The organism is Acinetobacter sp. CAU_H_29a_1 (assembly GCF_058599505.1).
The window spans coordinates 2,353,457-2,375,124 of the sequence record NZ_CM178655.1 but is presented as its reverse complement, the minus strand read 5'-3'; the positions used below and the strand labels follow the sequence as shown (position 1 = coordinate 2,375,124).

The 21,668-nt window shown below is 36.2% G+C and carries 22 protein-coding genes, 2 pseudogenes and 1 other annotated feature; of the genes and pseudogenes, 15 read left to right on the top strand and 9 right to left on the bottom strand.

Annotation, left to right across the window (positions count from 1 at the left end; genetic code table 11):
- The first annotated feature begins 331 nt into the window (after nt 1–331).
- Entirely contained in the window at nt 332–1,738 is a 1,407-nt protein-coding gene (locus AC4MDD_RS11805) for an iron-containing redox enzyme family protein (RefSeq protein WP_078424965.1), read from the top strand.
- Between the two features lie 200 nt (nt 1,739–1,938).
- Here the strand turns inward: AC4MDD_RS11805 and AC4MDD_RS11800 are convergent, their stop codons facing one another.
- Entirely contained in the window at nt 1,939–2,172 is a 234-nt protein-coding gene (locus AC4MDD_RS11800) for a DUF2171 domain-containing protein (RefSeq protein WP_004772208.1), read from the bottom strand.
- Between the two features lie 264 nt (nt 2,173–2,436).
- On the opposite strand from AC4MDD_RS11800, the gene AC4MDD_RS11795 reads away from it, so the two are divergent.
- The 6 genes from AC4MDD_RS11795 (at nt 2,437) to AC4MDD_RS11770 (ending at nt 8,210) form a co-directional block, all read left to right on the top strand.
- Nucleotides 2,437–3,450 carry an acyl-CoA/acyl-ACP dehydrogenase gene (locus AC4MDD_RS11795; protein ID WP_151862442.1) on the top strand — a complete coding sequence of 338 codons (1,014 nt, stop codon included), beginning with the start codon at nt 2,437–2,439 and terminating at the stop codon, nt 3,448–3,450.
- Nucleotides 3,438–4,214, top strand: coding sequence for a PIG-L deacetylase family protein (locus AC4MDD_RS11790; RefSeq protein ID WP_491881691.1), 777 nt, complete (start codon nt 3,438–3,440; stop codon nt 4,212–4,214). Before AC4MDD_RS11795 ends, AC4MDD_RS11790 begins: the two co-directional genes overlap by 13 nt.
- Entirely contained in the window at nt 4,207–4,806 is a 600-nt protein-coding gene (locus tag AC4MDD_RS11785) for a class I SAM-dependent methyltransferase (protein WP_078424968.1), read from the top strand. Before AC4MDD_RS11790 ends, AC4MDD_RS11785 begins: the two co-directional genes overlap by 8 nt.
- On the top strand, nt 4,803–5,468 hold the full coding sequence (locus tag AC4MDD_RS11780; protein WP_491881690.1) for a glycosyltransferase family 2 protein: 666 nt from the start codon (nt 4,803–4,805) through the stop codon (nt 5,466–5,468). Before AC4MDD_RS11785 ends, AC4MDD_RS11780 begins: the two co-directional genes overlap by 4 nt.
- A 46-nt stretch (nt 5,469–5,514) precedes the next feature.
- Nucleotides 5,515–6,605 (top strand): IS4-like element ISAba1 family transposase gene (locus AC4MDD_RS11775; RefSeq protein WP_100607965.1). Its coding sequence is split into 2 segments (ribosomal slippage): nt 5,515–6,055 and nt 6,055–6,605, totalling 1,092 coding nucleotides; the frame shifts between segments, so codons are not numbered across the junction.
- Between the two features lie 414 nt (nt 6,606–7,019).
- Nucleotides 7,020–8,210 carry an MFS transporter gene (locus tag AC4MDD_RS11770; protein ID WP_151862440.1) on the top strand — a complete coding sequence of 397 codons (1,191 nt, stop codon included), beginning with the start codon at nt 7,020–7,022 and terminating at the stop codon, nt 8,208–8,210.
- A gap of 61 nt (nt 8,211–8,271) precedes the next feature.
- Here the strand turns inward: AC4MDD_RS11770 and AC4MDD_RS11765 are convergent, their stop codons facing one another.
- Together AC4MDD_RS11765 and otsB are read right to left on the bottom strand one after the other, a co-directional pair.
- Nucleotides 8,272–9,708, bottom strand: a complete 1,437-nt coding sequence (locus AC4MDD_RS11765; RefSeq protein WP_125274839.1) for a trehalose-6-phosphate synthase — start codon at nt 9,706–9,708, stop codon at nt 8,272–8,274.
- The gene (otsB, locus tag AC4MDD_RS11760) at nt 9,696–10,547 is read right to left on the bottom strand and encodes a trehalose-phosphatase (RefSeq protein WP_125274840.1); all 852 of its coding nucleotides are present in this window, start codon (nt 10,545–10,547) and stop codon (nt 9,696–9,698) included. Before otsB ends, AC4MDD_RS11765 begins: the two co-directional genes overlap by 13 nt.
- A 261-nt stretch (nt 10,548–10,808) precedes the next feature.
- Here otsB and AC4MDD_RS11755 point away from each other — a divergent pair.
- Nucleotides 10,809–11,012, top strand: a pseudogene (locus AC4MDD_RS11755) (transposase); the annotation flags it as partial.
- 46 nt (nt 11,013–11,058) lie between these two features.
- On the opposite strand, the gene xseB reads toward AC4MDD_RS11755, so the two are convergent.
- Nucleotides 11,059–11,253, bottom strand: a complete 195-nt coding sequence (xseB, locus tag AC4MDD_RS11750; RefSeq protein WP_094148961.1) for an exodeoxyribonuclease VII small subunit — start codon at nt 11,251–11,253, stop codon at nt 11,059–11,061.
- Entirely contained in the window at nt 11,246–12,508 is a 1,263-nt protein-coding gene (gene xseA, locus AC4MDD_RS11745; protein WP_094148960.1) for an exodeoxyribonuclease VII large subunit, read from the bottom strand. Before xseA ends, xseB begins: the two co-directional genes overlap by 8 nt.
- A gap of 562 nt (nt 12,509–13,070) precedes the next feature.
- Between xseA and AC4MDD_RS11740 the strand changes: the two genes are divergently transcribed.
- On the top strand, nt 13,071–13,298 hold the full coding sequence (locus AC4MDD_RS11740) for a hypothetical protein (RefSeq protein WP_004984985.1): 228 nt from the start codon (nt 13,071–13,073) through the stop codon (nt 13,296–13,298).
- Nucleotides 13,299–13,392: 94 nt separating this feature from the next.
- The gene (locus AC4MDD_RS11735) at nt 13,393–13,662 is read left to right on the top strand and encodes a hypothetical protein (RefSeq protein WP_004984984.1); all 270 of its coding nucleotides are present in this window, start codon (nt 13,393–13,395) and stop codon (nt 13,660–13,662) included.
- 25 nt (nt 13,663–13,687) lie between these two features.
- On the opposite strand, the gene AC4MDD_RS11730 is transcribed toward AC4MDD_RS11735, so the two are convergent.
- Nucleotides 13,688–14,778, bottom strand: a protein-coding gene (locus AC4MDD_RS11730; RefSeq protein ID WP_125625403.1) for an IS4-like element ISAba33 family transposase whose coding sequence is annotated in 2 segments (ribosomal slippage) — nt 13,688–14,238 and nt 14,238–14,778 — 1,092 coding nt in all. Because the reading frame shifts where the segments join, the coding sequence is not laid out codon by codon here.
- Nucleotides 14,779–15,352: 574 nt separating this feature from the next.
- Between AC4MDD_RS11730 and AC4MDD_RS11725 the strand changes: the two genes are divergently transcribed.
- On the top strand, nt 15,353–15,562 hold the full coding sequence (locus tag AC4MDD_RS11725; RefSeq protein WP_151862436.1) for an acyl-CoA thioesterase: 210 nt from the start codon (nt 15,353–15,355) through the stop codon (nt 15,560–15,562).
- Between the two features lie 230 nt (nt 15,563–15,792).
- On the opposite strand, the gene AC4MDD_RS11720 is transcribed toward AC4MDD_RS11725, so the two are convergent.
- A protein-coding gene (locus tag AC4MDD_RS11720) for an IS3 family transposase (RefSeq protein WP_485138916.1) occupies nt 15,793–17,012 on the bottom strand; the annotation gives its coding sequence in 2 pieces (ribosomal slippage) (nt 15,793–16,736 and nt 16,736–17,012; 1,221 coding nt in all).
- Nucleotides 16,621–16,737: a sequence feature (AL1L pseudoknot), on the bottom strand. It overlaps the preceding gene by 117 nt.
- Nucleotides 17,013–17,420: 408 nt before the next feature.
- On the opposite strand from AC4MDD_RS11720, the gene AC4MDD_RS11715 reads away from it, so the two are divergent.
- Nucleotides 17,421–17,780, top strand: coding sequence for a hypothetical protein (locus AC4MDD_RS11715; protein ID WP_227556819.1), 360 nt, complete (start codon nt 17,421–17,423; stop codon nt 17,778–17,780).
- 22 nt (nt 17,781–17,802) lie between these two features.
- On the opposite strand, the pseudogene AC4MDD_RS11710 reads toward AC4MDD_RS11715, so the two are convergent.
- Nucleotides 17,803–18,735, bottom strand: a pseudogene (locus AC4MDD_RS11710) (IS5 family transposase).
- 79 nt (nt 18,736–18,814) lie between these two features.
- Here AC4MDD_RS11710 and AC4MDD_RS11705 point away from each other — a divergent pair.
- Genes AC4MDD_RS11705 through AC4MDD_RS11695 form a run of 3 tightly spaced genes read left to right on the top strand, consistent with a single transcriptional unit; the run spans nt 18,815 to nt 19,923 of the window.
- Complete coding sequence (locus AC4MDD_RS11705) at nt 18,815–19,243, top strand: hypothetical protein (protein WP_094148950.1); 429 nt, start codon at nt 18,815–18,817, stop codon at nt 19,241–19,243.
- 3 nt (nt 19,244–19,246) lie between these two features.
- Nucleotides 19,247–19,549, top strand: a complete 303-nt coding sequence (locus AC4MDD_RS11700) for a hypothetical protein (RefSeq protein WP_201703900.1) — start codon at nt 19,247–19,249, stop codon at nt 19,547–19,549.
- Nucleotides 19,537–19,923: a DUF3325 domain-containing protein gene (locus tag AC4MDD_RS11695; RefSeq protein ID WP_151862434.1), complete on the top strand. Its 387-nt coding sequence runs from the start codon at nt 19,537–19,539 to the stop codon at nt 19,921–19,923. The genes AC4MDD_RS11700 and AC4MDD_RS11695 overlap by 13 nt, the downstream gene beginning before the upstream one ends.
- A gap of 76 nt (nt 19,924–19,999) precedes the next feature.
- Here the strand turns inward: AC4MDD_RS11695 and AC4MDD_RS11690 are convergent, their stop codons facing one another.
- Complete coding sequence (locus tag AC4MDD_RS11690) at nt 20,000–21,217, bottom strand: tyrosine-type recombinase/integrase (protein WP_094148954.1); 1,218 nt, start codon at nt 21,215–21,217, stop codon at nt 20,000–20,002.
- Between the last annotated feature and the right edge of the window lie 451 nt (nt 21,218–21,668).

Sequence of the window (21,668 nt, the reverse complement as noted above, 5' to 3'; positions counted from 1 at the left end):
AAATCTGTGTTGGATCAATGAAATAACGAAAGGAATAATAACGGTGCTTGTACTTTCAATAAATAAAGTTAAAAATTTTATAAATTAGATATAATGCTTTTTACTAATTTTAAACACCATAATTTTTTTAATTCCAGTGAGTGTGATTTATATCACAGATTGTGAAATGTTTCTTTATTTCAAATATTATAATTATTTACTTAAATTTTTGTATTTTAAAATAAATAAACTAAAGGATTACATTTGTTAACGTTTCTTTTCAAAGTTGTTAATTAATTAAGTGCAAGTGTCAATTATGTTGGTATAAGTTATTTACCGCGAGAGAATTATAATGCCTACTGCAGTAAAAGAGAGAATTTTAAATTTAATAACCGATGCCCATCAGAAATATTTTGAAATAACACAATTTTTCTTAGATCCATCAGTGTCGCGTTCTGCAAAAGAGTTGAAAGCTTTTCATTTCCTAGAAAACGAAATACTTCATTTGGATAGTGATTTCTCTGATTTTCCTACTAATGTTGATCAATTGGCAGTCTGGATGCAGAAACAAAATAAAACACAATGCTTGCATTACAAAGAGTACTTAGAAAGGCGTGAAAATGGGAGTGCAAGGGAGTTTTTTGGAACTACAAGTAAAGCTTATGAGTTTTTATACAAAGTAGCACCGACCAAACGTGTAGACGGGGCTTGGCTTTATAGCTTTACACAGTACTGGAATGATCCAGCTTTTAGAGACTTTATACAGATATATGTTGAGGAGTTGGGGTTAGGTTCCAGTCAAAGTAACCATGTAAAACTTTTCAATAAATTACTTCTATCACTTGGTCTTCATCAATTTTCAATGAATTTGCCTGATGAATATTATCACCAGTCAGCAATACAATTAGCTTTAGCTTATGCTCCATCAGATTTTATACCCGAGATTGCAGGTTTTAATTTTGGATACGAACAACTACCACTTCATTTACTGATTACAAATTATGAACTTAAAGAGTTAGGTATTGATTCCAAATATTTTAACCTACACATTACAATTGATAACTTTGATAATGGGCATGCTCAATTAGCTACAAATGCGATTAAATGTTTAGCCAAACGCTACCCAAATCAATCCGAATTTATTCGTAAATTAAAGATAGGCTTTTTATTGAATAATCGGGGAGTTAGCTCAGTTCAAATAATAAAGAACCTAAATACTGAGCGAGTGGTTCTGGAAATTTTCAAGAGCAAAGCTTTGGTTGGAAAGCACATGCATAATGAGAAATGCAAGTTTAATAATAAGTCTGTAAATTCATGGCTATCAGAAGAAGATCAGGTTGAGGAATTCATTAGTGAGCTAATAAAAATAGGATGGATTAAGCTTAACGAAGATCCAGAACATAGCCGATTTTGGAAGCTGATCAATGAAGAAGATGGGAAAATGTTTGGAGTTTTCTCTGCTGCAGAAAAAACTTTTATTTATGATTGGATTGCTGGTGCTAATTTAAGTAGACGCATTAATCCAGTAAATTCAGAATATATAAAAAACTTTATAGAACTAAATGATTTTAGTTATTTGTCAGAAAAAGAATTATCGCTGTTACAGCAGCAAATTCAGATATCTACAAATACTGGGCATAAAATTAGCAAATTGATGCCATATTTAGCTCCACATCAACATCACCAAGAGATTGGTTTATGGGCTACGCAAAAAGTAGTTGAGTATATTTTCCCATTCTTAGGCAGTAATTTTAAATAAGAGTAGGCTAACTTATTAATTTATACAGAATAGATGTAGTCTATGACAAATAGATTGCATCTAGCTATTTTTTACAAGTATGAAATGAAATACCTATGACTCAAACGGACATTGCGAAGGATTAGGGCTTTTTTGAAATTACTTACAAAGAAATAAAGAGTACGATCAAAGTCTAGCCGTACTCTTTATTTTACGATAATTTAAATAGCTTGCCATTGTTGCTTAACTTCTTCTGAATTTTTAATCAGAACTACTTTGTCATCTTTGACCTCACCAATCCATGCCGTTGGGATCAGATGATGCTGATCATTTTCATCACGCGTCAGTTTGAGTTGGCTATCACCTTCGAGATGATCAACTGTTCCGACTTTGGTACCACAAGAAGCAATTACATCTGAATGTTTTTTAATATCTTGAATATTTAAAGTACTCATTTCTTAAACCTCTTTTATAAACATTACAACACAGAAGCCTTTAAGCTACTGCTTATTTCATCATAATTGTTGGATTTTAAATAATCCTTACATGATGATTTTATAGATTCACATAAACCTACTATTTAGTTAACAATGAAACAAAAAGAAATAAATAGTTAAATAATTACGAATAATTATCTTTTCATTACAATTTATCTATTTAACTAAACAGATTATTTCAATTATTATTTAAATAAACTCATTTGAATTAAAATTTTAAGAATGAATAGAAAAATATTTATAAAAGGCTCAACTTTAGACATATTAAATCGCTTTGAGCAGTATTCAGCTGAAGAAAAGCTAAGTCAACGTCCGATTGTGTTGAAACAGTTGATTCATTCTGTTGGACGATTGCCTGAACCTGCTTCGGGACAAACCTATCAACGCTGGCAAATTTTTGCCCAGATAGCTGGCTTTGACCTAAGTTTAGGAAAGCTTTTTGAGTCCCATTTTGATGCTTTAAGTATTTTGCATGAACTCGGTTATCAACATGAAATCAATGAGGAGACATGGGCTGTTTGGGCTGCCGATGGTGGACCCGTGCCGTTACAGGTCGAAAATGGGCTTTGTCATGGAATTAAGCCGTGGTGTTCAGGCGCTGAATTTATTCATAAAGCATTAATCAGTTTTAAAGATCAACAGGGGCAATATCAGCTCTGCATTATTGACCTCAACCAATCATTGATCACCATTGATCTGGCTCACTGGCAAGCTATAGGCATGAAGGGAACACAGACCGCAAGAGTCAATTTTCAGGGGATAGCAGTCAAACTCATTGGTCATCCCAATGACTACCTTGATCGGGTTGGTTTTTGGCATGGTGCTGCGGGTGTTGCAGCTTGCTGGTACGGTGCCGCGGTACGGTTAGTGGATGAGCTACAACAAAGTTGCCTTAAAACCCCTAATCCTTTTAAGAAAATGTATTTAGGGCGGTTGGTAACTCGACTTGCTGTAACCCGACAATATTTCCAATATATCGCGCAACTGATTGATAGCCAACCCAAGCTTAGCCATGAACGGGATGTACGGATCTTGCGTGCGCAGGCAGAACAAAGCTGTTTGGAGGTTATTGAAGGGGTAGGAAAAGCGCTTGGAGCACGGCCTTTTTGTGAACAAGCAACTTTTGCCAGCCTAATGGCTGATTTACCTGTATTTATTCGGCAAAGTCATGCGGCATTCGATGATGAGCAAATTGCTGAACGATGTTTACAGGAGCAAATATCATGGCAGCTCTAAAACATCCTTTAGTCGAAGATCGTATTATTGAAGGGCAAGGGACCTCCCGAGAACAATGGCTGCATGCATTTGAGCAGCAGCCGCTTTCTCTACTCAATTTTAAAAAATTTCAATCTAAAAGAATCTGGATTGTCGCACCCCATCCAGATGATGAGATACTGGGGTGTGGCGGCTTGATGCAACAATTAATTATGTTGAATTGTCAGTTGGTGATCGTTGCCGTCAGTAATGGGACACAAAGCCATCCACATTCAACCAAATACAGCCCAGATCAATTAGATCAAATTCGCCCACAAGAAAGCTTAGCGGCTTTACAGTGTCTAGATATTTCTGAATATGTTCAACGTATTGCATTAAATTTACCAGACGGGCAGATTCATTTGCACAGGGAACATCTGTGGCAAGAATTAGACAAGTTGGTTAAAGCGGAAGATATTTTAATTTGTAGCTATGCACTGGATGGGCATCCAGATCATGAAGCGGTAGGAAAGACTGTACAGGCATTTGCTCTAGCTCATGACATATCATATTTACACGTGCTGATCTGGGCTTGGCATTGGGCGCGACCACTAGATCCGCGTATCCACTGGCAAAAGGCTAGAGCTTACAACTTAACTCAGGCCCAATTAATCAAAAAACGTCAGGCCATCATGCAGTTTAAGAGTCAGATTGAAGCTGATGAAAGTACAGGCAATGCTGCGATTTTATCTCCAGCAATCATCGAACGTTTGTTAATGCCTTGGGAGGTTTATCTTTGTGAATGATTCTAATCAATATTTCGAAGCCTTATATCATCACAATAATGACCCTTGGGGCTATGATTTACATTGGTATGAAGCTCGTAAAAGGCAGATTTGTTTGGCATTGCTTACTCAACAGCGTTATTCATCAGTGTTGGAAATCGGCTGTTCCAATGGCCATTTAAGTGTACATTTAGCCAAACGCGCTGATCAGCTTTTATGTCTAGATTTTTCTGAACATGCTGTTCATTGGGCCGCTAAACGTTTACAGAATTTGAAGCATGTGAGCGTTCAACACCAAAAAATTCCTGAATATTTTCCTGAACAGAAATTTGATCTGATTGTCATCAGTGAAGTGGCCTATTACTTATCAAGCAATGAACTGCATGAACTGATCGATCAGCTCCAAGACAGTTTAACGCCACAAGGTGAAATCCTGTGTTGTCACTGGCGTCACGCCATTCAGGATTTTGAACTAGATGCTTATCAAGTCCATCATTATTTAAAACAATCTTTGTTGTTCACTCATTATTTAAGTCTGAATGATCCAGATTTCATCATTGATATCTGGACGGTAAATCCTTCATCTTTGGCAAAACAACAGGGCTTAGTATGAAAATAGGTATTGTTATCCCAGCCCATAATGAGGAACAGAATTTATCCGCTTGTTTGCAGTCAATTAAACACGCTATACAGCATATAGGTCACGGTCAGGTCGAGATTCTAGTGGTTTTAGACAGTTGTACTGACCAGTCCCTCATGATTGTAAAGTCACATCAAATGAATTGGCTTGAATGTAATTTTGCTTGTGTGGGCAAGGCCAGAGACCTTGGCATTAGGCAGCTAATCGATCAAGGAGTTACATGGGTCGCTTGCACGGATGCTGATACAATTGTAGATCCAGATTGGTTACTATGCCAAATGCGACATCAGCCAACAGATGCTATTTGTGGAATCGTTATACTGGATGATCTTAGTCACTTATCAATACAACAACAGCAAAAATATCTGACGCATTATCAAGACATGATGGATCATCAACATATACATGGGGCGAATTTAAGCTTTAGTGCCGAAGCCTATATTCAGGCGGGAGGCTTTGAACCTATTCCTTGTCATGAGGATGTCTCATTAATTGAAAAATTTATTAAGCAATGTTGCAAAATCACTTGGAGCAATTTGGTTCGCGTCACCACTAGCAGTCGATTAAATGGACGTGCACCTGAAGGTTTATCGTACTTTTTAAAACATTTCTCTGTACACGACAAAAATAGATAACTCATTGAAATAATGTCACAATAATTGTTTTCTAACGACGAATACTATGATACATCTCAATGAGTTATATCTTATCTTAAACAAATCTCTAAAATGGAACAAGTCACATTTAAAGTGCTTTGCGCTCATCATGCTTGTGATTATTTTAAAGCAAACATGTAATCTTTCTTCTGCATCTAAAGCCTTGCCCATCAAGTGCTTACCACAATCATTTTATCGACGTATGCAGCGCTTCTTTGCAGGTCAGTATTTTGATTATCGTCAAATTTCTCAGTTGATTTTCAATATGTTTTCATTCGACCAAGTGCAACTGACTTTAGATAGAACCAATTGGAAATGGGGAAAACGAAATATTAATATCCTGATGCTCGCAATCGTTTATCGTGGAATAGCGATACCTATCCTTTGGACATTGCTTAATAAACGTGGAAATTCAGATACGAAAGAGCGCATTGCTTTGATTCAACGCTTTATAGCCATTTTTGGTAAAGACCGTATTGTGAATGTGTTCGCAGACAGAGAGTTTATCGGTGAGCAGTGGTTTACATGGTTAATTGAACAAGACATCAACTTCTGCATTCGTGTTAAAAAAACTTCATTGTCACCAATCATTTAGGAAAGAATCATAAAATTAGTGATTTATTTCGCCATCTTAAAGTTGGTCAAATTGAATGTCGTAAACGACGGATTTTGGTTGGTCGGGTGAAACTATATATAAGTGCACTACAGTTAGAAAATGGAGAGCTTTTACTCGTCGTTTCTCCTCAGTTTAATGCCAATGCTATTCAGGATTATGCATTACGCTGGGAAATTGAAACCTTATTCAGTTGTCTCAAAGGACGCGGGTTTAATCTTGAAAATACGCGCTTGACAGACCCTAGACGAGTGAAAAAATTGATTGCGGTGTTAGCTATAAGCTTCTGTTGGTGTTACTTAACGGGTGAATGGCAACATGATCAAAAAAAAGCGATAAAAATAAAGAAGCATGGACGACTCTCAATGAGTTTATTTCGCTATGGTTTAGACTATGTTCAAATGGCGATTCAGCGTTTAATTGGTTTTGGGAAAAAAGAAGAGTTTAAGGAAATTTTGGCAATTTTAAGAAGGCAGAATCCTGATAGGATAAGGGTTCTGTGAAATTTGTCGTGTACAGAGAAAACATTTATAAAATTGACCTAATTCGAGAGAGAAAGTTAATCCACAGCTTTAGCGGGTGACATATATTATTCAGCTTTATAAATGAGCTATTTAATTCTGTCATCTTTACAAAATTTAAGTAAATTCATATCTTTGCCTAATTAAATTGAAAAGCTAAGAAGAAAAAGTGTTAAAAATAAATGCTTTAATTTTATTTGGATAAGTAATAATAAGTTATTGATATATATAAATTTTATTTTTGTAAAAAATACTGTTTTTAGATTGGTTTTGTGTATAATTTCGTCATAAAAGCCTCTGTGGATTTATAGAACTTCTCTATAGATTAGCAGGGGTTTTTCTATGGCGATTTATCCGAGATGGACGCTCTGAGTTAATTTGTGTGGATGGTATTAAATGATCCTTTTTTCCAGAACTGCTCTTATTGATCCTGAAATTCAATTAAGTGCTCAACGTCTTTCAACTCGTTTTAGCTTTTTCGGTCTTGGTTTCGCCACGGCTGCATGGGCGCCGCTGATTCCTTTTGCCCAGCAACGTTTACATTTTAATCATGCCGATTTTGGTTTGTTGCTATTATGCAGCGGCTTAGGTGCAATGCTAGCTATGCCTGCAACAGGTAAAATTGTTCAGCGTGTTGGTTGTCGTGTGCCGATCGGTTTCGCTTTACTCTTGCTTGCCGTTTTATTGCCAAGCCTAAGCTTATGGACCACGCCGTTAATGATGGCGATCACCTTATTCTTATTTGGTACAGCAGCAGGAAGTCTGGGCGTTGCACTCAATATTCAGGCCGTAGTGGTTGAGAAAAATAGCTTAAAATCATTGATGTCTGGCTTTCATGGTATGGCGAGTCTAGGCGGATTAGCTGGGGTACTGACGATTACTGCATTGCTTGCTTTAAGTATTTCGGCTGTTATGAGCGCATTTGCTGTGAGTTTACTGTTGGTAATTATTATTTTTCTTTCAGTGCCATACAGCATAAAAGCTGTAGAAAATACCAGTCTTGAAGCATCTTCGAAAGTGAAAAAGTCGATACGCCAGCGCCTGCCACAACCTTTGATTATATTAATTGGTATTGCCTGCTTCATCATTTTCATGGTGGAAGGCGCGGCGATGGACTGGAGTGGTATTTATTTAACGCAACAATATGGAGTTAATACCACTTTTGCGGGATTGGCGTATACCTTCTTCGCGATTGCCATGACCACAGGACGTTTTACGGGGCATTATCTGATCCGTTATTTTGGTGAAAAAAAGCTTTTAACCTATAGCGCGATTTGTGCAACTTTAGGTTTAGCTTTGGTCAGTATCGCGCCTTATTGGTGGCTGGTTTTAGTGGGTTATACACTGGTTGGGACAGGTTGTTCTAACATCGTCCCGATCATGTTTTCCCGTGCTGGACGTCAGACGGTGATGCCGAGCGCAGTTGCATTGTCTTGTGTTTCGACCATGGCTTATACGGGTATTCTGTTTGGACCTGCTTTCATTGGAATGGTGAGTGAGCTGATTGGCCTAAGTACAGTGTTTATGGCACTATCGGGTCTATTATTATTGATTGTGGCTTTAAATCGGTTTACTTATGTGAAATAAGCATCATAGTGAATTGAACTGGCAATATCTGGATACTGCCAGTTCCTTACAAATCGAAGTACTATAAATTTTGATAAATAGGGTTAACGTTACGCATTCCCAGGAATCTGAAATCCTGCATAGCGGTTTTGTTCTGTAAGTCGTTAAGAAATGCATTGCGCCAGTCATTAATATCAAAATCTTTTAAACCTTTCATTAGTTGTTTGTAGCGTGAAATACGTTCTTGTCGTGGCATTTCCAGTGCTGTTTTTAAAACATCGACCATTGCCGTTTTATCGGTAGGATCAACCAGTAGTGCTTCTGACATATGCTCTGCAGCACCTGCATATTTGGATAGAATAAGTACACCAGGATTTGATGGATTTTGCGCGGCAATATATTCTTTCGCGACCAGATTCATCCCGTCTCGTATTGAACTGATCCAGCACACATCGGCTTGACGATAGATTTGCATCAAATGATGATGTTTTATTGCATCATAAATACATTCCACGGGTTGCCACTCTTCCTTTGCAAATTCCTGATTAATCATCTCGATCTTAATCTTGAAACGCTCAAATAAACGTTGATAAGCTGGAACTTCCAAACGACATGGGCAAGCAATTTGTAAATGTTGAATATGCTGCTGATACTCAGGATATTTCTCTAAGAACTCTGCATAGGACAAAAAGCGTTCCAGTAAACCTTTTGAATAATCAATCCGATCTACGCCGATAATGGTTTTTGCAGCATTCAGCTCTACTGGACGGGTAAGGAAGTCTTGTACATCAATAAACTTATGGGCCGCTTTTTGAATCGCTGTTGGATTTACACCAATTGGGTAGCATTTAATTATGGTTAAACGTTGATGGTAGCTTAACAAAGTTTGTTGAATTTTCTGTGCGTTCAATAAAGATGTGCATACTTGCATACACACTTTTTGATCTTTATCTGTTTGTAGACCCACCACATCGTATTGGCATAGATCCTCAATCAATTGTTGAGCACATGGAATTTTTTGCCAGATAAATAAAGGTGCAAAAGGAATGTGCAGGAAAAATCCAATTTTATTCTGCATACCGAGTTCACGGCAATATTTCGCCACACTTAAAAAATGATAATCATGAACCCAAATGGTATCGTCTGGATCTGCAATTTCGGCAAGTTTTTGAGCGAATAAAGAATTTACTTTTTGATATCCTTCGTATTCTGATGTTTTAAACTCAATCAGGTCTGAACGATAATGCATGGCAGGCCAAAGTGAATTATTGGCAAACCCTGCATAATAATCTGAATATTGAGAATTTGTTAAAGGACAGGTGACATAATCAACTTTATCCTTCCGAAAAATATTAAAATGTACTTCCTCTTGCTTATGAACTCGTTCGCCATTCCATCCGAGCCATACACCACCAATATCATCTAATGCATCTTGTATAGCGACTGCAAGCCCACCTGCGGTAGTTTTTTGCCCGTTGGGAATAGTGACTCGATTCGATAAAATAATTAATTTAGACATGTTTTCTCTCCATCTAAGTTGTTGTTACCCTTAAAATTGTTATCATGGCTTCGAATATGGTCTAAAAATAATTCTAAGAAATCATATACTTGCTTTGTGTCTTTAAGCTGATATTTGGCATGGGTAAGCCCTTGACCGACTTTGATTGAGATGCCATCTTCCAACTGATTCACAAAATAAAAACCATCTTCGTCCGTAACGTCATCACCAATGAAAATTGGTGTGTAAACCTCATACTGGTTTAAATGAGCTAAAACTTCCTTGATTGCCAAGCCTTTATTGGCTTGAACGGGTATTAATTCATAAACGAATTTCCCTTGAATTAATCTTAGGTTGGGGAATATCTTTTGAGCTTCTAACATTATTTTTTTTGCTATATCTTCGAGCTCTGGAGCTTTCCTATAATGCAACGCAATTGATGATTTCTTGTTTTCAATCAGTAAACTTGGATAGGCGATACATGCTCGAGCTAAAATTTTGTAAATATTTGAAATTTCTAAGAAACTCTTTGGTGTATGTAATTTTTTTTCATTTCCTATATATATTTCTAATCCATGCAATGCGGCAATTGGAAGATCAATGGATTCAAATAATTTACGTGCAGAATCAATATCTCGTCCAGTCACAGCTATAACAGGAATCTTCTTTGAAATAATTTGTCTTAAAATATTTAAAGTCTTAGTCGGAATATAACTATCGATAGGATTTAATTGAAAATCAGATAAAGTGCCATCTATATCTAAAAATAGACATGGCTTATTGTAATTTGAGCTAAGCTTATCTCTTAAAGAGTTCAAGTATTCTAGTTTTGAAATTGATTTATCTATTATGTCTCTCAATTTTTAATATCTCATATTGCGATTATATTTTATTATAGATCGATATTTTTTTTATAATACTTAAGTTGTCAATAAGCAAACACAAGCAGAACGTAATTTACATTAGTAACGCTTAGAATACATCGTAAATCTTTCTTACATGTTTAATAAGAATTCATTTTTTATATTTATTATGTCTTTGTTACACAAAGACATATAAGTTGAAGTCGCTTTATTGCATAAATTTCTTCTTGAAGGTTTTTTCAATAATATAAATTCCAAATGAAGAAGCCTGTACCTAAAATCTATCGTACAATGAATTGGTCCACCAATAACCGAGCCTAATAAATCGAGGAAATATCTCGATTGGATTTGATCTTACAACTTAATGGTAGCCTCCTCCCAAAGGTAAACATGGTCGAAATTAAACTTATTTGAACACATCTATCCAATGTTGTTTTAATGATCAAATCCTTATTTCATCTAATGTAAACCAAAAAGTAAAATCAAATTTTCCCATATTATTAACTTATTATTCCTTAAATGTCTCATTCAAAGCATTTTGCACTGCGTCCACACGTGTTTTACAGGCTTTGTATGCCACCATAGACTCTTCAACGATTTTCATTAAATTATCAATGTCGGGCTCTTCCTGTGACTCCAATAGCTCGGCATTCTTTTTAAGGACTCCATAGCCTTCCTTGAAAGAGAGTTCTTTTTTACTCATTACCAATTACCTTCATTACATTTGCTTGAATGGTACCATCCTGTAATTCGACCTGGATGTTATCACCTGAAATCTGTTGAATAGAGCGAATAGCTTTCCCTTCACTACGAACTATTCCATAGCCTTTAGCCAGCACGTTTCGCGGATTCTGGATTAGGGTTTCACGCATCAGCGATTCGACTTGATTCGTTGCCAGTTTGATCTGTTGCTGGGCTAAGTAATGTAGGATGCTTCGCATCAAATCTACGCTCTTATTTGCTTCATTAATTTGCCCATGCGCAAGCGTCTTAATCACTCTCATGTATTGATCATTTTGGCTTTGGTACGTCGTGATTTGATGTTGGGATAATAGCTTAATGGTTTGGAATGAATCTAAGACACCCTGAGTCCGTTCAGCGATAAGATTACGAATACCACCAATTACCTTACTTGGTGTGTCAAATGAACGGTTTGCAACTTCATCCAATATCGTACGGTCTTTCTCGTGACCAATACCGACCCAAATCGGAACGGTTCGTTTGGCCAACAATGCTGCCAGTTCGAAATCATTTAAATAGGCAAGGTCGTTCACAGCACCGCCACCACGGATAATCACGATGAGATCGGGTGGCGTATTGAAATCAGTAGCCCATTGTCTCAGACCATTACTTAGAGAAGTGATGATACTCTGTGCTGCCGTGTTCCCTTGAAATGTGGCTGAATAGTATTTGAAATGACATACACCAGATTTTTCTAAAGCATCAGCATCTTTTTTGAAGTCACCTAAACCTGCCGCATTCTCAGGAGCAATTACCAGGACATTCTGAATATCAAACGGAGTAGGAATGAGCTTATTTTTATTTAACAGACCTTCAGTGGTTAGTCTTTCTAATATTTGTTGATAACGCCGTGCAATGTCTCCAAGGGTATAGCTTGAATCAATATCTTCAACATTAACTGAAAAGCCATACTGTGGATCAAACTTGGCTCTGACTTTTACCAGGACATTTAAATCTTTTGAAAGCTCTACACCGCTTTCCCTTTCAAACTTAAGCACCATTTTTTGAGCTGTAAATTTCCAGATGGTTCCTTTACAACTCGCTATAACTTTGTCGGTACTTTCATCCTTTTCAGCTAACTCAAGATAGTAATGTCCGCCCTTAATATTTAGATTACGGATCTCAGCTTTCACCCATACAGGCTCATTGAAAGTAATTTGAATGACTTCCTGTACGGTTGATAGATAATCACTGAGAGAAAACTGAGGTTCAGACATTAGATCAATTATTTGAAGTGCTTAGATGAATAGTATTAAAGCAAAGCCAGAAGTGCAAATTGAGAATATGCTCACTTGACCCTGATCAAGGTATATGGCATATTTCTGCTATAGTGGACGTACATATGGAAATTCACTTAATTACCGTAAAAAGCTCATCATTTGATGGGCTTTTTTTGTTGCTAGATAATTTGGAATAAAATGTGAATGAGGTCTCAATATAAACCAAGTATATTAGTTGGTATTAAGTTCTCCATGATAGTTAATATCAGTTTATACCTGCACCTTCCCCAAGTTGCAGGTTTTTTTTCTTCATTTTTTATTCGATTAATGATTTAATTATTTTGTTGTAAATAAAAACAACGATTCCTTGTTTCGGCGCAAAAGACCAAGGGGAAAGCCTTACAGAAATGTAGGGCTTTTTTAATAGGAGCTTAACTTAAATCGTATTGGTATAAATTTTAATTTTTTATCAGATGCTTAGTCGATAAAGTGCGTTCAAATAATTGCGCTTTTTTGTTGTGATATATTTTAATCATTACTTACAACAAGAAGAATAGAAATGAATATTTATATCGGTGGTGATTTAGATGGCAGGGTAATAGTGCTTGATAAACCATGTTTTAATGCTAAAAAAGTAAACAAGACAAAAGCAGCAAACTACATTAAGCAAATGTATGTCATACATGGTGACGTCTATTATTTTTGGCGTGATGCTGAGCTTAAATTATTGGAAGTTACTCAACGTATAGAGATCTTACTGGCAAAGACTAAGCGAAAATCTATTTAACTGTCCCTGATAGTAAGTTTTTTATTGTCTTTATCCGTAAAAGAAATTAGTTTAAATTGAACCAATTGTTAAAATAATTATGAGAACGGAAAAAATGAATAGAAAATTTGAACTACATGTGATTAGCCAGATCTATGACTTTTTAGTTGAAAGAGAGGCGTTTACCTCACTAAACCTTGATCGGAAAGTTACGGAGTTTTTTCGGGAAGTACATGTAGGGCGAGAAGAAGATTTTACAATTCTTGAATCAAATAAAATCTCAGGAAACTTTGGTGAAGTTTCCTATATCAATTTATTGAATGTCCCTAATTTCAACGATAAAGATAAATTTCTGAAATGGGCACATAAAGCTTTAAATTTATAAGTTGTAACTCTGTACACGACAAATTTCATAGGACCCTTGTCCTATCAGGCTTTTTCTTTCTTAAAATTGCTAGCACTTTCTTAAATTCTTCTTTTTTTCCAAAACCAATCAAACGTAGAATAGCCATTTGAACATAGTCCAAACCGTAGCGAAATAAACTTACTGAAAGTCGTCCATGCTTCTTTATTTTTATCGCTTTTTTCCGATCATGTTGCCATTCACCTGTTAAATAGCACCAACAGAAACCGATAGCTAGCACTGCTATCAATTTCTTGACTCGTCTAGGGTCTGTTAAACGAGTATTTTCAAGATTGAATCCACGTCCTTTGAGACAACTAAATAAGGTTTCGATTTCCCAGCGTAATGCATAATCACGAATAGCAGAAGCATTAAACATAGGAGAAACAACAAGTAAAAGTTCTCCATCTTCTAATCGTAGCGCACTAATATACAGTTTCACTCGACCAACCCAAATACGTCGTTTACGACATTCAGTTTGACCAACTTGAAGATGACGAAATAAATCACTAATTTTATGATTCTTGGCTAAGTGATTGGTCACAATAAAGTTTTTTTAACACGTATACAGAAGTTAATGTCATTTTCAATTAACCATGTAAACCATTTCTCACCGATAAATTCTCTGTCTGCAAACACATTCACAATACGATCTTTACCAAAAATGGAGATAAAGCGTTGAATCAAAGCAATACGCTCTTTTGTATCTGAATTTCCACGTTTATTGAGCAATGTCCAAACAATAGGTATCGCTATTCCACGATAGACGATGGCTAACATCAAGATATTGATATCTCGTTTTCCCCATTTCCAATTAGTTCTATCCAAAGTTAATTGGACTTTATCGAATGAAAATATATTGAAAATTAACTGAGAAATTTGACGATAATCGAAATACTGATCTGCAAAGAAGCGTTGTATACGTCGATAAAATGATTGTGGTAAGCACTTGATGGGTAAGGCTTTAGATGCAGAAGAAAGATTACATGTCTGTTTTACAATTAATGCAAGCATAATCAGTGTAAAACATTTTGCATGTGACTTGTTCCACTTTAGATATTTGTTTAAGATGAGATGTAACTCATTGAAATGTGTCATCATATTCGTCGTCAGAAAACAAGTATTATGCCATTATTTCAATGAGTTATCTTTTTTTGTCGTGTACAAAGAAGTTGTAATAAATCAGTGTAATTTAATAGGAATTGTTTCATTGTTTAACAAATTCAATTACATAAATAATAATGTGGTTACATTATGAACAGTAATTCATCATAAGGCGGTTAGATAAATACAAATCACAGTGATATGTTTGAATCAAAAGTTCTACATGGATGGAATTAAAGATGAAATTCTTAACTTTGGTGAGCATAGGTGCGGTAGCAACTTTCTGTTTATTGTTAAAGAGTCACACTACTGAAAATTCATTTCATTCAAACTTCGATAAAGTTGTTCGAAATGCTGTCTTACAGGGATTCATATAAATATAGATGCCTAAGACATATACTTTTTAGGTACTTAAAGGAGGAATAAGATGATCAGATTATTAATGTGTATATTTGGCCTTCATGGTGCTAGAGAGATTGATTACACCAATGACCATAAAGAAATTTGTGTATGCCGAGAGTGCTTGAAGAAAGTCAAGAGTCCTCATGATTAGGTATAATTTCTTTTTATGAAAAGACTGTCTAAAAAACCTGAGCATATAACCTCAAATTGGTCAACCGAGCAAGATAGTTTCTTAATTGAAAATAGTGTTATGGTGATTGAGGAACTTATTAATCATCTGCCTTTTACTGAAGATGAAATTATTAAGCGCAAAGAGGTACTAGGTCTCACTAGAAGACATAGACAGATGCGTAAACTTTTAAGCAATCCATCTTAAGAGAGTTCTAAGCCTCTATTTTTTTAAATGGATCAGACATAAAAGACCCTGTTCGATATCTATTATTCGCGGAGGTTTTTTCTCTCTTATGAAATGTTGTTATAAAACTTTATACACTTAATCAACGTCACAGTTACTTTTATAAAACCTCTTACATGTCTATCCCTAGAATTTGTGATAATTGTTTGCATTGAACCGTACCGGGTTTGTCGGAGGCTTTTTTATTTAAGTTAGGCCACCTGACCTAACGGGTTAATCTTATCATAGTACATTGCTTCAAACTCAAAAGGCGATACATAACCCAGTGCACTGTGTACACGCTTTTTATTGAACCAATCTACCCAGTTTAGTGTCGCAAGTTGTACATCTGCTAAACCTTGCCAATCTGCTTTTAAATATTCAATCACCTCTGTTTTGTATAAGCCATTCACCGTTTCAGCCAGAGCATTATCGTATGAATCACCAGTTGTACCGACTGATGCTCGTAAATTTGCTGCTTCTAAACGATTGGTATAGCGAATCGAAAGATATTGCACACCCCTGTCGGAATGATGAATCACATTCTTTGGCATGCCTCGATCGTGCAATGCTTGCTCAAGTGCATCGAGCACCATATCTGTATTCATCCGTGTAGATACTTTCCATCCAACAATTGCTCGTGAGAACACATCAATAACAAATGCGGTATATACCCAACCTGAATGAGTTTGAATATAGGTAAAGTCACCCACCCATAGTTGGTTTGGATGATCAGCATTAAAATTACGTTTCACTAAATCATCTGCCCGTTTTTGGTCATCTCGGTTACGGGTGGTTTGTTTATTCTTACCACGCCAAACACCTTGTATACCTAGCTTTTGCATCAATCGAGCAACTGTACAACGTGCAATAACATAACCCTCACGTTTTAATTTTTGCCAGACTTTACGTACACCATATCGACCTAAACTTTCCTTCCAAATTCGTTTAATTTGTTCAGCATGATGCTCATCATGTAGATCTCGTTTCGCTCGATGTTCTGGATTGTCAGCGAGATCTAAAGTTCGGTAATAGGTTGAAGCTGCGATCGGTAAAATCCTACAAATCGCATCAACACCATATAAGTCTTTATTGTTATGGATGAAATCCACCATTATTTGTGTGGGCGGTCGAGCTCCGCCTGGGCGAAAAAAGCGGCTGCTTTACGTAGAATTTCATTGGCACGCTTTAATTCTTTAATTTCACGTTCCATTTGCTTCATTTTTTCTTGATCAGATATCTGTTGTACTTTAATAGGATTTTGCTGATCTAAATGCTTTTGATGCCAGGCACGAAGTGTTTCAGGAGTACAACCAATCTTAGGCGCAATTGCTGTGATTGCAGCCCAAGTAGAAGGATAATCTTTTTCAGATTCAATTAGTAATTGAACCGCTCTTTCTCTAATTTCGGGGGTATAGGTTGGTTTTTTCATCGGAATAGTCTCTCAGAATATTGAGTCTCCGACAAACCTGGTACGGTTCACATTTAGAGTCAAATGCATTCTTAATGACTAGAGCATTAAATAGAACAATAGAAGGAGATGGATATGACCTCGCAAGAAGTACTCGTATTTTCAGCCTCAGCATTTGGTCTCACATTACTCATTTATGAGTTTGGACAGATGTCCATGATGTTTAGTTAAACCACCTTCGGGTGGTTTTTTATTGCAAGATATAACTACATCACAATATGGATAGAATATGTAAACTGGTTAAATTTTAGTGTAATTGTGAATTTACAATATTTACTGGAAGTTTCATTTACGTAACAAACGAGTAATTAATTATTGATTATGTATTCACATAATAGTTTAGGTATGATTTATATAAAGGAAATTATCATGCCACAATATCTAGCTTTGGCTGAAAAAGTCATAAAAGACATTAAGGATGAGGTTGGTATTGAAAGGGATCAAAAAGGCCTTTTCACATTGATAATCCTCAAAGTTAGAGAGTATACCCACTCAAGTAATTTAAAAGTTGATCATGAAATTTGTGCGACCATTTTTGATGATGAGAATAAAATTGAGGGTATTAAAAGGTTGGATTTAACCCTAATTCCTCGAATCTCAAATGAAGATGAGTTTCTGTTATGGTTAGCAGGTTTCATACAACATATTACTATTGATGAGAGTAAGAAAGACCAGATTCCACTATCTATAGTTATGAAGGGCTTTGTTGCACAAAGATTTAAAAAATAAAATACCCCTAAGTGACTCAAATTTAAGGCACAACTCGGGTGTGTGGTCTGCCTAATTCTGTAAATTTATTTAATATGGCTACGCGTGCATGGATCTCATTCACTTGGCTGTCAAAATTCCTAGCACTGAGTTTATCGCCTAATAACTTGATGCAATGCATCTTAGTTTCAACCAAACTTCGCCGATGATAGCCTGACCATTTTTTCCATAGTGTCCTGCCTAAACGTTTAACTGTTCGAAGTAATTTATTTCGCGCTAGCGAGCTGATCTTTGTATCTTTCCATGGTTTCGCATTTTTTCTAGGTGGAATCACCGCATGCGCTTGCCGATCTGCAATGACCTGACGGCATTGCTTGCTGTCATAAGCTCCATCGGTATAAACAGAGTCAATCTGTTCATCTTGTGGAATCTGATCAAGCAAATCACCAAGTACCTGTGAATCACTGACATTATTGGTTGTGAGCTGAATAGCGCGTATTTACAGGGTTTTAGCATCTATAGCAATATGCAGTTTACGCCATTGCCGACGGTATTCAGGCTGATGTTTCTTACGCTTCCATTCGCCTTCACCTAAAAATTTTAAACCCGTAGTGTCGACGAGTAGGTGTAACCCATCACGACTTTTCTGATAGCTTATCGCAATATCAATATGCTTTTGTCGTCTACAGAGGGTGGAGTAATCTGGTGCTGTCCAATTCAAGCCACTGAGTTTAATCAGGCTTTGAGCAAAGCCAGTGACCATACGCAAAGAAAGACGGAATAGAGATTTGATCATTAAACAGCATTGAATCGCTGTATCGGAATAAGTTTGATTTCGTCCGTGCTTGCCTTGTGGTTGTGCATACCATTGGGTATTCGGATCAAACCAGATTGAAATATTCCCTCGCTTGATTAAAGCTTAGTTATACGAGGACCAATTTGTTGTACGGTAGATTTTAGATGTAGGCTTCTTCATCTGGAAATTATATTGCTGAAGAAGCCTTCAAGAATAGCTTTGTGCAACAAAGCCAGTTAAAGCTACCAAAGCAGGCAAAGTGAGCTTTGGTCATCAACTGGTAGAAAAACTCAATATTGCCACAATTGCAGGTTTGCCTTTTGCTATTGCAATGTATTTTTGGGCAAATCGTTTGATTCCCGTACCATTTGATGGACGTGCGGATTGGGAAGTCCATAGCCTGTTTATTGCATGGTTACTCACTCTTATTTATGCAATTTTCCGACCATTGATGAAAGCATGGCGGGAGATTTTAGCTTTTGCAGCCTTAGCTTGGTTACTACTTCCTATTTTAAATTTTTTCACAACAGATCGGCATTTAGGTGTCGCCATTCCATATGGCGCTTGGGTGTTAGTTAATATTGAAATCGGATTGATGCTTATTGGTCTATTATTATTATGGGCAACATTGGAAGTACAGAAAAAAATAAACACCCCTATACCAATAAAAAATCGGCTAAACGGATAGTCAATGATGAAATTTTTTAATTTCTCTGACATTGTAAAATATCGTTGGATGGTGTTTGGTCGTTGTTTTCTAGCAGCTGTGGGTGGATTTTTGATTGCTAGCATTTCGGTATCTTTAATTGCATTGAGTTCTGAGCAAAAAGCACTTGCAACCTACACAGGTTTAATCATCAGTTTTATCATGTGGTTATTAATCATTATTTATGTATTTAGTGTCAAAAGTTCGATTAAAGCATGGTGGGCTATCCTAATAATTTTAATGGTTAAGGCTACGGTGAATTGGGGCTTAAAACAATGGATAGTTTAATGTTTGGTTTGTCGGTAATTACTGTTTTTGCGACCAATTTTATCGGTATGGCAAACCTTAATTTTGCGATGGATAAAGCTCACATACAATTAATCAAATGCAAGCCTTTCTGGCTACCTGTCACTTTCCTAAAGCCAGTGTATTTAAGAGTTATGGGATGGATTTTTCTAGCTGTAGTCTTGAAGCTAAGTATTCAAATATGGGGCTTTTCGATTGGATTGGCAGCATATTTTGGTGTATTGACGTTTGGGGTGGGAGTACTGGTTTTTTTACTCAGTTATCAACTAGCATGGGTTATCAGGCTAGTAGGTTTGGCTACAATACTATGCATATTTTATGTAGGAATAATAATTTATTATAAATCAAAATTGTAGCTGGTAATTGGAATGATGTGGTGTGCGTTTAAGAACACCACTCTTTCATATGTATACTTTATTTTAAAGTAGTTTATTAATATTCCCATTTATCAATCATATCAGCCCATGTTTGTAACATAGCCTTCCTGTCTTTCAGCCACTTGGCATGATCATAAGAGGCACGTGTTTTGTTGCCTTTGGCATGGGCAAGTTGTATTTCTACCCAATCAGTATTGAAATTTGCTTCATGTAATTCTGTCGATGCTGTAGCACGGAAGTCGTGCATAGAAATATGACCAATACCCAAATTATCTAAAGCAGAATTAAGGGTGTTCTTTCCGATCATGGAGATTCCATCATCGCCGGGAAAAATGTATTCACTGTTTGGGTAAAGAATAAATTGTTCCTTTAGAATTTCAATCAATTGACTTGATAAAGGAATTATATGAATACGATTCTTTTTCATATTTCTTTTGCCAGCTAAGACTTCTTCATTAGTTGCTCTAGGAATAATCCAAGTTTTATCTTCAAAATTAATAAATGTTTTTTTAGCTCTTCGTACTTCAATTGTGCGGAGCATGCTGTAAAGCAAAGTTAAGATAGAGTTTTTAGTGCTGGTACATCCTCCGTAACTTTTTATGGTTGGAAGAATGATTTTTTTATCTTCATCACTGAGTGGTTGGGCATGTTGAACATCAGGTCTATGGATATAACGTCTTAATGCATATGTGGGGTCGGTAGTTATTCGTTGGGTAATAATTCCATACTGCAGTACTTCAGCACAAATCTGTCGTACAAATGTTGCTTTCACTTCTCCAGTACCACGTCTACTTTTGCGTATGCGTGTAATAGTGTTGTCTATAATGGTTCTAATATCACTAGAATTGACATCCTTGATAGGGGTTTTTCCTATAACCGGATAAATGTCTTTAGAAAAATATCGAGTTCTATTCATAAACCAGTCTTTAGATTTTCCTGTTTTGTACTTCTCTAGATATTCTTCTGCGACATTTTTAAAGCTATCTGCATTTGATTGAATAGCAGCTGTACGCTCTTCTTTCTGAAATTGAATAGGATCAGTACCTTTAGCTAGCTTTTCTCGATACTCCATTGTTTTACTACGTGCATAAGCGAGACTAATTTCTGGGTATTGCCCGATGGTTAGCATTTTGGCAATATTTAAATAACGGTATCTATACCGCCAAAATTTGGCACCTGTGGGACGTATCTCAATGCATAAACCGGAATGATCTGCAACTCTATAAAGTTTTTCTTTAGGCTTTAATTGTTTGATTTTAAGATCGTTTAGCATGGTGTGTGAGTAACAAGTTTGTTAATTAGATTTACTCACGATCTTACTCACATTTTTTTGAAATGTCATTGCATGCTAGGTTATACAAGGTGAAAATAAAAAACCATGTAAAACAATATGTTGCTTTTGATTTCTGGAAAGGTGATATATAGTAATAAAGCAGTGAGGAATGATGTATTCTACCCCTAATTAAATAAGTGTTTGTAATTTATTCATAGTTACTCACATATATTTGAAAAAGAAAAAGGTCGCTCAATGAGCGGCCTTTTTTATTGTACTTTTTGATGTTTCTGACTGTCTCAAAAAACAAAAGATAAGACGGAGACGAGTCAGTGCATTAGGTATGAATGGAGCATTTAAAAATTCATTACTCAGCTTCGCTATTTATTAAAGTAGTCTATGTTGAAATTCTAAAAGTGAAGCTTCACTTTTTATAAAATACGTCTGGTTT

Bases quoted from the DNA above. Each gene is read 5' to 3' on its own strand.
- AC4MDD_RS11800 (WP_004772208.1), bottom strand. From the start codon at position 2,172: ATGAGTACTTTAAATATTCAAGATATTAAAAAACATTCAGATGTAATT.
- xseA (WP_094148960.1), bottom strand. From the start codon at position 12,508: ATGTCTGAACCTCAGTTTTCTCTCAGTGATTATCTATCAACCGTACAG.
- AC4MDD_RS11780 (WP_491881690.1), top strand. From the start codon at position 4,803: ATGAAAATAGGTATTGTTATCCCAGCCCATAATGAGGAACAGAATTTA.
- AC4MDD_RS11725 (WP_151862436.1), top strand. From the start codon at position 15,353: ATGAAAAGACTGTCTAAAAAACCTGAGCATATAACCTCAAATTGGTCA.
- AC4MDD_RS11805 (WP_078424965.1), top strand. From the start codon at position 332: ATGCCTACTGCAGTAAAAGAGAGAATTTTAAATTTAATAACCGATGCC.
- AC4MDD_RS11735 (WP_004984984.1), top strand. From the start codon at position 13,393: ATGAATAGAAAATTTGAACTACATGTGATTAGCCAGATCTATGACTTT.
- AC4MDD_RS11765 (WP_125274839.1), bottom strand. From the start codon at position 9,708: ATGTCTAAATTAATTATTTTATCGAATCGAGTCACTATTCCCAACGGG.
- AC4MDD_RS11715 (WP_227556819.1), top strand. From the start codon at position 17,421: ATGCCACAATATCTAGCTTTGGCTGAAAAAGTCATAAAAGACATTAAG.
- AC4MDD_RS11770 (WP_151862440.1), top strand. From the start codon at position 7,020: ATGATCCTTTTTTCCAGAACTGCTCTTATTGATCCTGAAATTCAATTA.
- AC4MDD_RS11795 (WP_151862442.1), top strand. From the start codon at position 2,437: ATGAATAGAAAAATATTTATAAAAGGCTCAACTTTAGACATATTAAAT.
- AC4MDD_RS11690 (WP_094148954.1), bottom strand. From the start codon at position 21,217: ATGCTAAACGATCTTAAAATCAAACAATTAAAGCCTAAAGAAAAACTT.
- AC4MDD_RS11695 (WP_151862434.1), top strand. From the start codon at position 19,537: ATGGATAGTTTAATGTTTGGTTTGTCGGTAATTACTGTTTTTGCGACC.
- xseB (WP_094148961.1), bottom strand. From the start codon at position 11,253: ATGAGTAAAAAAGAACTCTCTTTCAAGGAAGGCTATGGAGTCCTTAAA.
- AC4MDD_RS11740 (WP_004984985.1), top strand. From the start codon at position 13,071: ATGAATATTTATATCGGTGGTGATTTAGATGGCAGGGTAATAGTGCTT.
- AC4MDD_RS11790 (WP_491881691.1), top strand. From the start codon at position 3,438: ATGGCAGCTCTAAAACATCCTTTAGTCGAAGATCGTATTATTGAAGGG.
- AC4MDD_RS11700 (WP_201703900.1), top strand. From the start codon at position 19,247: ATGATGAAATTTTTTAATTTCTCTGACATTGTAAAATATCGTTGGATG.